This is a genomic window from Gemmobacter aquatilis (assembly GCF_900110025.1).
In the GTDB taxonomy this organism is placed as follows: domain Bacteria; phylum Pseudomonadota; class Alphaproteobacteria; order Rhodobacterales; family Rhodobacteraceae; genus Gemmobacter; species Gemmobacter aquatilis.
On sequence record NZ_FOCE01000013.1, the window covers coordinates 19,591 to 32,897 of the forward strand.

The 13,307-nt window shown below is 65.8% G+C and carries 10 protein-coding genes; 5 read left to right on the forward strand and 5 right to left on the reverse strand.

Annotated elements, in window-relative coordinates; translation table 11 throughout:
• Positions 1-27: 27 nt before the first annotated feature.
• On the reverse strand, positions 28-1,116 hold the full coding sequence (locus BMX43_RS17160) for an LLM class flavin-dependent oxidoreductase (protein WP_091303395.1): 1,089 nt from the start codon (positions 1,114-1,116) through the stop codon (positions 28-30).
• A gap of 66 nt (positions 1,117-1,182) precedes the next feature.
• A complete protein-coding gene (locus BMX43_RS17165) occupies positions 1,183-1,713 on the reverse strand; it encodes a flavin reductase family protein (protein ID WP_175482158.1) in 531 nt (176 codons plus the stop codon).
• Positions 1,714-1,986: 273 nt separating this feature from the next.
• Here BMX43_RS17165 and BMX43_RS17170 point away from each other — a divergent pair, with 273 nt between their 5' ends.
• The 3 genes from BMX43_RS17170 to pcaF are packed head-to-tail and all read left to right on the forward strand — an operon-like array spanning position 1,987 to position 6,730.
• Positions 1,987-3,441 carry an NAD-dependent succinate-semialdehyde dehydrogenase gene (locus BMX43_RS17170; protein ID WP_091303397.1) on the forward strand — a complete coding sequence of 485 codons (1,455 nt, stop codon included), beginning with the start codon at positions 1,987-1,989 and terminating at the stop codon, positions 3,439-3,441.
• 5 nt (positions 3,442-3,446) lie between these two features.
• Entirely contained in the window at positions 3,447-5,528 is a 2,082-nt protein-coding gene (locus tag BMX43_RS17175; RefSeq protein ID WP_091303398.1) for an FAD-dependent oxidoreductase, read from the forward strand.
• Positions 5,525-6,730, forward strand: coding sequence for a 3-oxoadipyl-CoA thiolase (pcaF, locus tag BMX43_RS17180; protein ID WP_091303399.1), 1,206 nt, complete (start codon positions 5,525-5,527; stop codon positions 6,728-6,730). Before BMX43_RS17175 ends, pcaF begins: the two co-directional genes overlap by 4 nt.
• Before the next feature lie 164 nt (positions 6,731-6,894).
• Here the strand turns inward: pcaF and BMX43_RS17185 are convergent, their stop codons facing one another.
• Positions 6,895-7,959 (reverse strand): 2,3-butanediol dehydrogenase, encoded by a 1,065-nt coding sequence (locus tag BMX43_RS17185; protein WP_091303400.1) that lies wholly within the window; start codon positions 7,957-7,959, stop codon positions 6,895-6,897.
• Between the two features lie 355 nt (positions 7,960-8,314).
• Between BMX43_RS17185 and BMX43_RS17190 the strand changes: the two genes are divergently transcribed.
• Both BMX43_RS17190 and BMX43_RS17195 read left to right on the forward strand, forming a co-directional pair.
• The gene (locus BMX43_RS17190; RefSeq protein ID WP_091303401.1) at positions 8,315-9,475 is read left to right on the forward strand and encodes an acyl-CoA dehydrogenase family protein; all 1,161 of its coding nucleotides are present in this window, start codon (positions 8,315-8,317) and stop codon (positions 9,473-9,475) included.
• Between the two features lie 111 nt (positions 9,476-9,586).
• A complete protein-coding gene (locus tag BMX43_RS17195) occupies positions 9,587-11,347 on the forward strand; it encodes a sigma-54-dependent Fis family transcriptional regulator (protein ID WP_175482159.1) in 1,761 nt (586 codons plus the stop codon).
• A gap of 15 nt (positions 11,348-11,362) precedes the next feature.
• On the opposite strand, the gene BMX43_RS17200 is transcribed toward BMX43_RS17195, so the two are convergent.
• Both BMX43_RS17200 and BMX43_RS17205 read right to left on the reverse strand, forming a co-directional pair.
• Complete coding sequence (locus BMX43_RS17200; protein WP_217643978.1) at positions 11,363-12,340, reverse strand: ABC transporter permease; 978 nt, start codon at positions 12,338-12,340, stop codon at positions 11,363-11,365.
• Positions 12,340-13,302: an ABC transporter permease gene (locus BMX43_RS17205; RefSeq protein ID WP_091303403.1), complete on the reverse strand. Its 963-nt coding sequence runs from the start codon at positions 13,300-13,302 to the stop codon at positions 12,340-12,342. The genes BMX43_RS17200 and BMX43_RS17205 overlap by 1 nt, the downstream gene beginning before the upstream one ends.
• Between the last annotated feature and the right edge of the window lie 5 nt (positions 13,303-13,307).

The window sequence follows — 13,307 nt, forward strand, 5'->3', positions numbered from 1 at the left end:
CTTCCTCCCGCCGATGGTGGTTGCAGATCAGCCCGCGTTGATCACGGGCAGAACGTCTTCAGCCAGACGACGCATGGTCAGACGCTCGCGCTCGCGGTTCTTGCCCGACCCGTCCATCGCCGCTTTCAGCAGAGTGTTCCACGGTCCAGACCGCTCGCGCAGCGACATGATCTTGTCGATCACGGTCTTGCGCGACCCGTAGATCACCGAAGCTTTCACGATGGATTCGACGGTCACTTCATCATCGGCCATGGTCGGGATCGGCTTGATCACGGCGGTGTAGCTCGCCACTTTCAGTACTTTCCACAGATAGTCGAAGTAGTAGAAGTCCGACCCGGCCGGATCCAGCAGCCAGTCTTCGGCCTGCGCATCGCTGTCTGCGATCAGGATGTTGCGGGCAACCGACCAATCCTTGCCATCGGCCTTCTTGCCAACCGCATCGCACCCTTCGACATATTTGTGCCAGTGGTTGATCACGGTGCTTTCCGGAGAGAAGTTCGCGGTGATCGGCTTCCAGCCCTGCTTGATCGCATGGGCGACCGAGTTGCCATCGGGCGACATCGACGACAGCGAGATCGGCGGGAAGGGCTTTTGCAGCGGCTTCTGCATGTAGCCGACACCCAGTTCCGGGATGATGTTGTCGGTCAGCTTGATGTGCCAGTGCTTGCCCTTGATGTCATAGGGCGGGTCTTGCGACCAGATCTGCTTGATCATGCCGATGGATTCGGCAAATTTCTCGGCGCGGACGGTGCCGTCCAGCACATCGAACAGTTCCATATCCGAGGCCAGACCGCCCGGCCCGATGCCCATGTTGAAACGGCCGTTTGACATGTGGTCGAACTGCGCAGCTTGGCCTGCAACCTGCGCCGGATGGTGGTTCGGCAGGCAGATCACGCCCGTCCCGAAGCGGATGTTCTTGGTCTGGGGGATCAGCGAGGCCATGAACATCATCGGCGCGGTGATCGGTTCGGTCGTGGCCGAATAGTGTTCGCCGATCCAGACTTCCGAAAAGCCCAGTTGATCGGCATAGACGATCTTCTCGGTGTTTTCGGCAAGAACGTCAGACATGGGCTTGTCTGACGGGTGCAGCGGCATGTGGAAAAGTCCGATATCCAAGGTATCCTCCCAAGGTTGGTATATTCGCCCTGACCGGGCGGTTTGCAGATCCGGCGCAGGCCGGTGTCAGGTCTTCACAGGGGCGCAGACAGAAACCCGCGCGCCATTCAGCCAGACGAGCGGCGCAGGCGACTGCGCCGGGGGGTCGGGCAGGATCACGTCTTCGACCTGCCCGAAAAACACGGTATGGGTGCCGAAATCATGCGCTGCGACGACGCGGCACAGATGGGCTGACAACGCGCCGTTCAGCACCGGCAGCCCCTCGATCCCACAGGACCAATGCTCCACCAGAAAACGGCGGTCGCGCATGTCGCTGCGGGAAAACGCCTCCAGCAAACCGGCATGACATTCGGCCATGAGGTTGAGCGAGAACCACCCCGACGCATGGATCACCGAATGGATCGAGGCCGAGCGATTGACCGCCACCATCATCGAAGGCGGCTCCATCGACAGCGAGCTGGCACTGGTGACGGCCATGCCGTGCCAAGCTCCGGCCCCGTCGCGTGAAGCCACGACGGAGACGCTGGCGGCAACGGCGCGCAGGCTGGCACGGAACGTCTCGCTCACGGGTCGGCTGACCTCGGTATGGGCTGTCATGGCGCGGGCCTCCCGGGCTGTCTTGCTGTATCTGTCGGGTGGATTCGTTGAAGCCACCCGGATTGCCTCCATAATTCTCAATCCCTTACGCTCTGGATACTGGCCCAGATGCGGTATCGCGGGCCGTCCGCCCTGTCTCAGATTTGACAATTGCGGCGCGACAGTCCGCAGGCGCAAACAGCGCAGGAATGCCGGGTGAACCGGCGCTGTCGCGGGTGGGATGATGCAGGCCCGGACCCGCAGGAACCCACCCGCTCAGGAGGAGAATGCGCAATGGCACTGGCAGAATATCCGCGGATCGAAATCATCATCGGCGGCAAGCGGATCGGCCCCGAGGGCCGCGTGACCCGTCCGGTGATCAACCCGGCCACCGGAGCGGAACTGGGCACGATGCCCGCCATCACGCCGGCAGAGCTGGAACAGGCCGTGCAGGTTTCTCAGGCCGCCTTCAATGGCTGGAAGGATCGCGCGGCGCTGGATCGCAGCGCCATCCTGCGGCGTTTTGCCGATCTTCTGCGCCGCGACGAGGCGCAGATCGCCCGCGACATCACGCTGGACATGGGCAAACCGCTGGCCGAGGCATTGGCCGAAGTGCGGTCGGCCGCCGATTATGTCGACTGGCACGCCGAAGAAGGGCGCCGCGTCTATGGTCGCATCATCCCCGCCCGCATCGCCGGGGTGCAACAGCTTGTCACGCGTGAACCCGTCGGCGTCTGCCTTGCCATCGCACCGTGGAACTTCCCGCTGTCGCAATCCATCCGCAAGGTGGCCAATGCGCTGGCCGCCGGGTGCAGCCTGCTGCTGAAGGGGGCAACCGAAACACCCTCGGCCATCATGGCGATTGCCAACCGGCTGGAGGAAGCCGGGCTGCCCGACGGCGTGCTGAACATCCTGTGGGGCGATTCCGCGCTGATCGCCGACACGCTTCTGGCGCATCCGCTGGTCAAGAAGATCAGCTTCACCGGCTCGGTTCCTGTCGGCAAGCATCTGGCCGCACTGGCCGGGCGCCACATGAAGCGCGCCACGATGGAGCTGGGCGGCCATGCGCCGGTGTTGGTGTTTGACGATGTGGATGCCGAAGCGGTGGCCCGCGCCTTGACCGCGAACAAGCTGCGCAATGCCGGGCAGGTCTGCATCTCGCCCACGCGGTTCTATGTGCAGGACGGGGCCTATGACCGCTTCCTGCCCGCGCTGGTCGCCGCATTTGAAAAGATCACCGTCGGCAATGGGCTGGATGCGGCAACGCAGATGGGGCCGCTGTGCCACCCGGGCCGTGTGGCGGCGATGGAGACACTGGTGGCCGATGCCCGCGAAAACGGCGCCCATGTTGCAACGGGCGGAAAACGGCTTGGCAACGAGGGGTATTTCTACGCCCCGACCATTGTCGAAACCCCGGATGACCGCATTGCCCTGATGAACGAAGAACCCTTCGGCCCCATCGCCGTGGTGTCGCGCTTCAAGGCCGATGAGGACGGATTGCGCCGCGCCAATGGTCTGCCCTTCGGTCTGGCCTCTTACGTCTTCACCAATTCGCTGAAACGCGCCGACCGCGCGGCGGCGGGCCTTCAGGCGGGCATGGTCAGCATCAACCATTTCGGCCTCGCGCTGGCCGAAACGCCGTTCGGCGGCATCAATGACAGCGGCTATGGCAGCGAAGGTGGGATGGAAAGCTTTGAGGGCTATCTGAACACCAAATTCGTCAGCCGCATGTCGAACCCGGTGGTGTGACCCAGATGCCGGTGCAGTATGAACTTTCGGGCGATGTCGCCATCATCACCTTCGACAACCCGCCGCTGAACGTGTTCGGGCAGGCGATGCGCGCCGGCCTGCTGGCCGCCCTTGAACAGGCCGAGGCGGATCGCCCCGCGCGCCTGATCCTGACCGGCAAGGGCCGCGCTTTCGTGGCCGGGGCGGATGCGCGCGAATTTGACGGCCCGCCGCTGGCGCCGCAGTTGAATGACGTGCTGGCGCGGCTGGTCGCCCTGCCCTTTCCGACCCTTGCAGCGATCCATGGCGCGGCGCTGGGGGGTGGGCTGGAAATCGCGCTGTCCTGCCGGTTTCGTATCGCCAGCCCGTCGGCGACGCTCGGCCTGCCCGAGGTGACGCTGGGCCTTGTGCCCGGCGCGGGCGGCACACAGCGGCTGCCCCGGCTGATCGGACTGGCGGCCGCGCTCGATCTGGTGGGGCAAGGGCGCAGCGTTCCGGCCCCCGAGGCCGCAAGGCTGGGCATCATCGACCTGATTGCCGATGATCCGCTGGCCGCCGCGCAGGGCATCGACGACCAGACCCTGCGCCGCGCCATCCCCGCCGATTACCGCCCCGCCCCCGCCGCAGATGACGCCGCCGTGGCCGCAGCCCATGCGCAGGCGCACAAACGCGCGCCCGGTCAGACATCCCCCCATCTGGCGATCGACCTCGTGGCCGCAGCCGCCACCCAGCCGCTCGATTCCACCCTCGCGCGGGAACGGCAAACCTTCATTGATCTGCGCGGATCCGATCAGGCCCGCGCCCTGCGCCACATCTTCTTCGCCGAACGCGCCGCCTTGTCGCAGGGCAAGGCCTGGCCCGCCCCGGTGCAAGACATCCGCAGCGCCGTGGTGGTGGGCGGCGGCAATATGGGCGCCGCCATCGCCTATGCTTTCCTGTCGGCAGGTCTGTCCGTGACCGTGGTGGAGACGGGCGACGAGGCGCGCAGCCGCGCCGAGGCGAATGTCGGCAAGCTGATCGCCCAAGGCCTGCACCGCGGCGCGCTGACCGAAGCGAAGGCCGGGGCCTTGCGCGACCGGCTGTCCTTTGTCACCGGCTATGCCGATCTGCCCCCGGCTGATCTGGCGATCGAAGCCGCGTTCGAGGATATGGAGGTCAAGCGCGGCATCTTCGCCGCCCTGCAAGACGCCCTGCCCGAAACCACGATCCTTGCCACCAACACCTCTTATCTGGATGTGAATGTTCTGGCGCAGGGCATCCGCAATCCGGGCCGGTTTCTGGGCCTGCATTTCTTCGCCCCCGCCCATGTGATGAAACTGCTGGAAATCGTGCGCGGCGACCTGACATCGGGCGAAACGTTGGGCGCGGCCTTCGGGCTGGCCCGGCAGGTGAAGAAGATGCCCGTTCTGGCGGGCGTCTGCGACGGGTTCATCGGCAACCGCATTCTCAGCCGCTATCGTCAGGCCGCCGATGTGCTGCTGATCGAAGGCGCCCTGCCCGCAGAGGTCGATGCCGCGATGCGCGGCTTCGGCATGGCGATGGGGCCTTACGAGGCGCAGGACATGTCGGGGCTCGATATCGCCTATGCCAACCGCCGCCGCCAGAACCTGCGCAACCGCAGCGACAAACGCTATGTGCCCATCGCCGATCATCTGGTGGAACGCCTGCACCGGCTTGGCCGCAAGACCGCCGCTGGCTGGTATGATTACACCGAAGACGGCAAGCCCCTGCCCTCCGAGGAAGTGACGCTCTGCATCCTCGCCGCCAGTCAGGAGGCCGGCATTGCGCGGCAACCGTTCGCAGCCGAGGCCATCGCACAGCGCCTGCTGCTGGCCATGATCGCCGAGGCGGTGGACATTCTGGCCGAAGGCATCGCCGCAACCCCGCGCGACATCGACCTTGTGCTGGTGCATGGTTATGGCTTCCCGCGCTGGCGTGGTGGGCTGATGCACCATGCCGACCGGCTGACCCCGGCCCAGGTGCTGCACGACATCGCGCATCTGGCGACGACAGACCCACTGTCCTGGCCCGTGCCGCCGCTGCTGCATCGGCTGGTGGCCGAAGGCCGGACATTCGACACCCTGAACCAGACCGGAGACAAGGCATGACCGCCGTTTACCTGTGCGATTACATCCGCACCCCCATCGGTCGCCACGGCGGCGCCCTGTCGCGGATGCGCGCCGATGATCTTGGCGCAGTGCCCCTGGCAGCGCTGCTGCACCGCAACCCGACGCTCGATCCCGCCGCCATCGAGGAGGTCTGGCTAGGCTGCGCCAATCAGGCGGGCGAAGACAACCGCAACGTCGCCCGCATGTCCAGCCTTCTGGCCGGGCTGCCGGACCGCGTGCCGGGCGTCACGCTCAACCGGCTTTGCGGCTCGGGGCTGGAAGCCGTGCTGACCGCCGCCCGCACCATCAAGGCGGGCGAGATGGATCTGGCAATCGCCGGTGGCGTGGAAAGCATGAGCCGCGCCCCCTTCGTGATGCTGAAATCCGAAACCGCCTTTTCGCGCAGCATTGCGGTCGAAGATACCACCATCGGCTGGCGCTTCATCAATCCGAAGATGCAGGCGCAATATGGCACGGATTCCATGCCCGGAACGGCGGAAAACCTTGCGACCGAACTGGGCATCAACCGCGACGATCAGGATGCCTTCGCCCTGCGTTCGCAGCAGAAGACCGGCGTCGCCATGGCCTCGGGTCGGCTGGCGCAAGAGATCGTCCCGGTTTCTGTGCCGCTGGGCCGCGGCAAGGTGCAAGAGGTGACGCAGGATGAACATCCGAGGGCGGAAACCAGCGCGGCAGATCTGGCCAAGCTGCGGCCCATCGTCCGGCCCGACGGCACAGTGACCGCCGGAAACGCCTCGGGCGTGAATGACGGCGCGGCGGCGCTGATCCTCGCGTCGGAGCGCGCGGTGAAGGCACATGGGTTGCGCCCCATTGCCCGGGTGGTTGCAGGGGCCTCTGCCGGTGTTGCGCCGCGCATCATGGGCTATGGCCCGGTGCCCGCCATCCGCAAACTGCTGGAGCGGGAGGGCCTGACCCCCGACGACATCGACCTGTTCGAGCTGAACGAGGCTTTCGCAGCGCAGGTTCTGGCCTGCCTGCGCGGGCTGCGCATCGCCGATGATGACCCGCGCGTGAACCCCAATGGCGGCGCCATCGCTCTTGGTCATCCGCTTGGCATGTCGGGTGCGCGGATCGCGGGCAGTGCCGCAATGGAGCTTTCGCAGCGCAAGGCCCGCCGGACAGTCGTATCAATGTGCGTAGGCGTCGGGCAGGGCGTCGCGCTGCTGCTGGAAGGGCTCTGAAACCTCCCGGCCTTCCCTGTCGTCAAAGCCCCCGCAGCGCCAGCTTGCGGGGGCTTTTTGCTTGCCGGAACGCCGTGCAAAAAAATGCCAAGGCGCGAGGGAGAGCGCGCCTTGGCAATCTGCGGTGCAGGTGGAGCGGCGGAGGAGGCGCCGCCCGCGCCCCTTCAGCGCCGCAGGTCGATCAGGATCTTCAACTGGGTGCCGGCCGGATCCAGCAGGGCGTCAAACCCATCGACGATCACGCTGTCCAGCGTCACCGTCTTGGTCACCACCTTGCGGGCCGGGATCTGCCCCGAGGCGATCAGCCGCATCACGCGCGGCCACATCTGCGACGTGTAGGCCCAGGAGCCGCGCAGGTCGATGTCCTTGTAGACGACGTTGAACCAGTTCACTGGCGCCTCGCCCGCATGAAGCCCGATCTGCACCACGACGCCGCGCTTGCGCACCGCATCGACACAGGCCTGCAAGGCCAGCGTGTTACCCACACATTCCAGCGCCACATCGCAGCCCACGCCGCCTTCGGTCGCGGCGCGGATCACGTCGCCCACGTTCTGCTCGCGCGGGTTGATCGTCACCACATCGGGGATGATCTCTTTCGCAATCGCCAGACGGGTGGCGTTGGGGTCCGACACGAACAGTTGCACGGCGCCTGCGGCCCGGGCGGCCAGCAGTGTCAGCAGACCGATCGGCCCCGCCCCGGTCACCAGCACCGAGTCGCCGGGCTTCACCCCGCCACGGTCCACGCCATAGACGGCCACGGCGGTCGGTTCGACCAGCGCCGCATCCTCGTCCGTCAGGTCATCCGGTACCTTGTAGACGTTGTAACCTTTCAGCAGGCTCGATTCCGCCATGCCGCCGCCGATCCAGCTCAGCCCGGCCAGCCGCATCTGATCCGACAGGTTGAAATGGCCGCGATCCACATAATAGTCGCCGCTGCGCGGGGTGATGAAGGGCTGCACCGACACGCGGTCGCCGACCTTCACATGGGTCACATCGCGGCCGACCCTGGTAACGGTGCCGCCATATTCGTGGCCCAGCACTTGCACGACACCGGCGCCCGAGGAATCCTTGGGCACAAAGATCGGGCCATAGGCATATTCGTGCAGATCGGTGCCGCAAATGCCCGCAAAACGGTTCTCGATCACCACCTCGTCGGCGGCGGGTTCGGTCGGCAGCGGAATGTCTTCGACGCGCAGGTCTTTCGCTGCGTGAAAGCGCAGTGCCTTCATCGGTGTTTCCTCCCTTGGAATGACTGTGTGCCACCGCGCGTTTCAAAGCGTGATCCGGGGAAGAGCTGAACCGCAGGCACGCAAACGGCAGTGGCACAGCCGACAGTTAAGGGCGCCGCCCAGCCCCGGACAACTGTCTCTTGTGCGACAGGCGGCAGACGGCAGCCTGCCGCAAACGCCCAGTTCTTTTTCTGATTTCCGGTTGGTATCCAACCTCTTGCCAGCAGGTTGCCAACGCCTGCGTCACAGGCCAGCAGGCAGCCCATGCCTGCGTCACAGGATTGACCCGCCGCGACCCGTGTCAGCCGCAATGGGTTCCGACACGCACCCTGACCACGGAAGGACAAGCAGCGCCATGAGCCTCGACCCCGAAACGCTATCGCAATTCCTCGACACGCTGGATCGCTTCGTCAAGGAACGCCTGATCCCGAACGAAGAACGCGTGTCGGACGAGGATGCCATCCCCGCCGAGCTGGTTCAGGACATCCGCGACATGGGGCTTTTTGGCCTTTCCATCCCCGAAGAATACGGCGGGCTTGGCCTGACCATGGCCGAAGAGGTGCAGGCCGCGTTCGTTCTGGGGCAAACCTCGCCCGCCTTCCGCTCGCTCGTCGGCACCAACAACGGCATCGGCAGCCAGGGGATCATCATCGACGGCACGCCCGAGCAGAAGGCGGCCTACCTGCCCAAACTTGCCACCGGCGAGATGATCGCCTCTTTCGCGCTGACCGAACCCGAGGCCGGGTCGGATGCCGGTTCCCTGCGCACCTCTGCCCGCAAGGACGGGGATCACTACATCCTGAACGGCACCAAGCGCTTCATCACCAACGCGCCGCGCGCGGGCCTGTTCACCGTCTTTGCCCGCACCGATCCCAGTTCGAAAACCTCTGCCGGTGTGACCGCGTTTCTGGTCGAGGCCGGAACGCCCGGCCTGTCGCTGGGTGCCAAGGATCGCAAGATGGGCCAGAAAGGCTCGCACACCTGCGACGTGATCCTGCAGGATTGCCGTGTGCCCGCCAGCGCGATCATCGGCGGCCCGGCCCGCGAGGGGCAAGGCTTCAAGACCGCCATGAAGGTGCTGGACCGGGGCCGCTTGCACATCAGCGCCGTCTGCACCGGCGCGGCGGAACGCCTGATCCGCGACAGTCTGGCCTATGCGATGGCGCGCAAGCAGTTCGGCGAACCCATCGCCGAAAAGCAGCTGGTGCAGGCCATGCTGGCCGACAGCCAGACCGAGGCCTTCGCCGCCCGCTGCATGATCGAGGAAACCGCGCGCCGCAAGGATGCCGGCCAGAACGTCTCGACCGAGGCCGCCTGCTGCAAGATGTATGCCAGCGAAATGGTGGGCCGCGTGGCCGACCGGGCGGTGCAGATCCATGGCGGGGCGGGTTACGTCGCCGATTACGGGATCGAACGCTTCTACCGCGATGTGCGCCTGTTCCGCATCTACGAGGGCACGACCCAGATCCAGCAACTGGTCATCGCCCGCAACATGATCCGCGCGGCCAGCCAGTAACCACGACGCCCCCAGATTCCTGATGCGTTTCCGGGCAGACCTGTCATAAACTGGCAGTCTGCATCGGAACCATTGCAAGGGGGGGTAATGGGGCTGCGCGCGACAGGAGAGGTGCAAGACCTTCAGCGCCGCTTCGGCACTCTGCCAGGCGCCAGCCTGCCTGCGTTTGTCGAAGACAGCTGGCTCCGCTGTCTGGACTCTCACCACATCCTGCCGGACTGCCGACGCAGGCCGACCATCCTGACGCAATCGGAACTGCATATGGCCGTGGATCGGGAAGAAGACCTGATCCGCGCCGCCCTGCCCGAAATCGACCGGCTGTTTCACCACCTTGTGCAGGATGACTATCTGGTGTCGCTGGCGGCACCCGATGGGGTGAAGCTGGTGTTCCGCTGCGCGCCCGCGATGCTGGAGGATCTGGGCGCCGCAGGCGTGGCGCCCGGCTCGATCTGGACCGAAGAAACCGAAGGCACAAACGGCATCGGCACCGGCCTGAAACTGGGCCGCGCGCTGTCCATCGTCGGCGGCCAGCATTTCCATGTGTCTCTGAAGGCGCTGACCTGCACGGTGGCCCCGATCCGGGGCGCCGAGGGGCGGGTGGAGGGGATGGTCAACATCTCGTCACATCAGATCGAAACGCCACGCACCGCCAGCCTGTTGCGCGGCCTGGCCGAACGATCGGCACAGCGCATCGAAGCGCAGCTTTTCCGCAGGCGGCAGCGCGGGCAGCGCCTTGTCACCCTGTCGCGGCAGGCGGATTTCGCGGATCCGGCGACCATGGCCATGCTGGCGCTGGACGATCTGGGGCGGGTGGTGGCTGCGACCTCCACCGCCGCGATGCTGCTCGGGCAGGCGTATCCGCCCTTGGCAGGCGGCTGGATCGACCAGATTCTGGCGCCGGGCAGCCTGATGCGGGCCGACGACCTGCCGCCCGGTGCGGTCACCGACGGCGCCGGGGGGATATTTGCCCGATGGGAGGTGCCGGGCCATGCCCGCCCGCCAACAGCGCGTCCCCCCGCGCCGCCCCGGATGATCGCAGCCCCATCGCCCGACCCGCGCCACAGCCAGATCATGGCCCGCGCGCGGCGCCTGATCGACGCCGGGCAACCGCTTGTGATCTGTGGGGAAAGCGGCGTTGGAAAAACCCACTTCGCCCGTGCCGTGTCCGGCGCGGTGCAACAGGATGCCCGCCGCGTTGTCCTGCTCAACGGGGCAGGCGATCCCGGCCAGAACATCGCAACGGTTCAGAGCCTGACCGGGGCGCAGGATTTCACGCTGATCCTCGATCAGGTCGAAGAACTGCCCGGCCCGGTGCAACAGGCGCTTCTGGCCTTGCTGGAGGATGACGCGGCACTGGCGCCGCAGGGCATCGCGCTGATGACCGTCGCCGCCCAACCGCTTTTGCAACTTGTCGCGGCGGGAACGCTGCGGGCCGATCTGGCGCACCGGCTGGCCGGCACCACGCTGGAACTGCCGCCCCTGCGCAGCGCCCCGGCGCTGGGTCAGATCATCGCGGCGGTGTTTCACCGCGAGGCCGAGGCCCTGTCGCGCGACGATCTTGAGCTGGCCCCCGATGTGCTGACCCTTCTGGTCAACCACCACTGGCCCGGCAACCTGCGCGAATTGACCAAGGCCCTGCGCCATGCCGTCGTCCTTGCCGAAACACAGGTCACGGCCTGCGACCTGCCTGATGACTTGCTTGCCCAAAGCCACGGCCATGATCTGCGCGCGCGATCCCAACAGGAAAGCGCGCGGATCGAAGCGGCGCTGCGCCACAATCGCGGCAATGTGGCCGAAACCGCCCGCTATCTCGGGATGTCCCGTGCCACGCTGTACCGCAAGATCAAGGTGCCGCGCCCACCCAAAGGCTGAGGCGCGGCCCCCGGCTTATCCCGCCTTGCGCCGCATGTAGAACGCAGCGGCGATGACGATCACCACGCCCTTGATGATGATCTGCATCTGGATCGGCAGGCCCAGCTGCAACACCGCGTTGAACACCACGATCAGGATCGCCGCCCCCACCAGACCCCCGGCAATGGTGCCCCGGCCGCCCGACAGCGCAACCCCGCCCATCACCGCCGCCACGATCGAGTCAATCTCGAACCCGCGGCCCACCCAGTTGTCCACGATGCCCACGAAGCCCGACAGGATCAGCCCGGCCAGCGCCGCCAGCACGCCCGAGATGACATAGCACAGGATCGTCACCCCATCGGCCGGGATGCCCAGCAGCCGCGCCGTCACCGGATTGCCGCCGGTGATATAGACCTTGCGCCCGAAGGTGCTTTTGGCCAGCAGCACCGAAAAGATCACCGCCAGCACCGCCGTGATGATCAGGTTATAGGGCACGCCATAGATCGCCCCCGACCCGAGGATGCGAAACACCGGCGGCACATTGCCCGAGGGCGCCCCCTGCGTCCAGGCCGACCGCATCCCCTGCAGCACGATCATCGTCGCCAGCGTGGCCAGAAAGGGCGAGACATTGCGCTTCGCCACCAGCAGCCCGTTCACCAGCCCGGTGCCCAGACCGATCGCCAGCGCCAGCGCGAAGATGACCGGCGCATCTCCGTCCTGCCCGCTGAAGCTGGTGGCCACAACCGCCGCCGTCGCCATGACCGAGGCGACCGAAAGATCCAGCCCACGCACCAGAATGACGAACACCTGCCCGATCACCACCATGCCCAGCGGCGCCGCCTGCAACAACATGTTCGACACATTGCCGCCGCTCAGAAAAGACGGCGAGATCGCCGCCGACAGGACGATCATCACCAGCAGCGACAGATGCAACGCATAGCGCTGCAGCCAGGCCCGGGTGGCCTCGGCCCCGGATGCCATGCCGGACAGATTGGGTTCAACCGCGTGTGACATCAAAGCTTCCTCTTCTTCTCGACATAGACCGACACGGCGATGATCACGATCAGCCCTTGCACGATCAGCTGGTAATGAGACGAAATATCCATGTAGTTCAGGACGTTGTTCAGAAGGGAGACAAGATAGACCCCCAGCAGCGTGCCGATCACGCCGCCGCGCCCCCCGGCCAGCAGGGTGCCCCCCACCACAACCGGGGTGATCGAGGTCAGGGTGAAATTGGCGCCGGTATAGGGCTGCCCCACCCCAAAGCGCGACACGAGGAAGATCGCCGTCAGCGCCGCCATGAAGCCGGAAAAGGCATAGACGAACAGCAGCACCTTCGCCCGCGGCAAGCCCATCAACTGCGCCCCCACCGCATCGTCGCCAATCGCATAGACATAGCGCCCGAAGCGGGCATAGCGCAGGAAGAAAGCCGTGCCCAGAAACAGTGCCACGGTGATCACCGCGCCCACCGGCAGCCCCAGAAAGCGGCCATAGGCCAGCACGTCAAAGCCCAGCGGCATCTTGCCTGCGGGGCCCATGGTATACAGCAGCGTCACCCCCTGCAGGGCCGCCCCCATGCCCAGCGTCACGATCAGCGGATGCACCTTCAGCCAGATCACCGCCGCCGCGTTCAGCAGTCCGACACAGATCCCCAGCGCCAGCACGATCATGATCGCCGGAAAGACCATCGCTGGATCGCCGTTGGTGATCCCCGACAGCAGCACGCTGGCAAGGCTGATCAACGAGCCGACCGACAGATCGATGCCGCCCGTCAGGACCGTCAACGTCTGGCCAAGGCTGACGATGGCCAGTGTCACCGATTGCTCCAGAATATTCATGATGTTGTTCACCGAGGCGAACCGATCCGAAACCAGCACCCCCACGATGGCCAACACCACCAGCAGGCCGACCACGATGATCTGGCTGCCGTTGCGTCGCAGAAATTCGCTTTGCGCGCGTGTCCTGATGACTGTCATGCCGC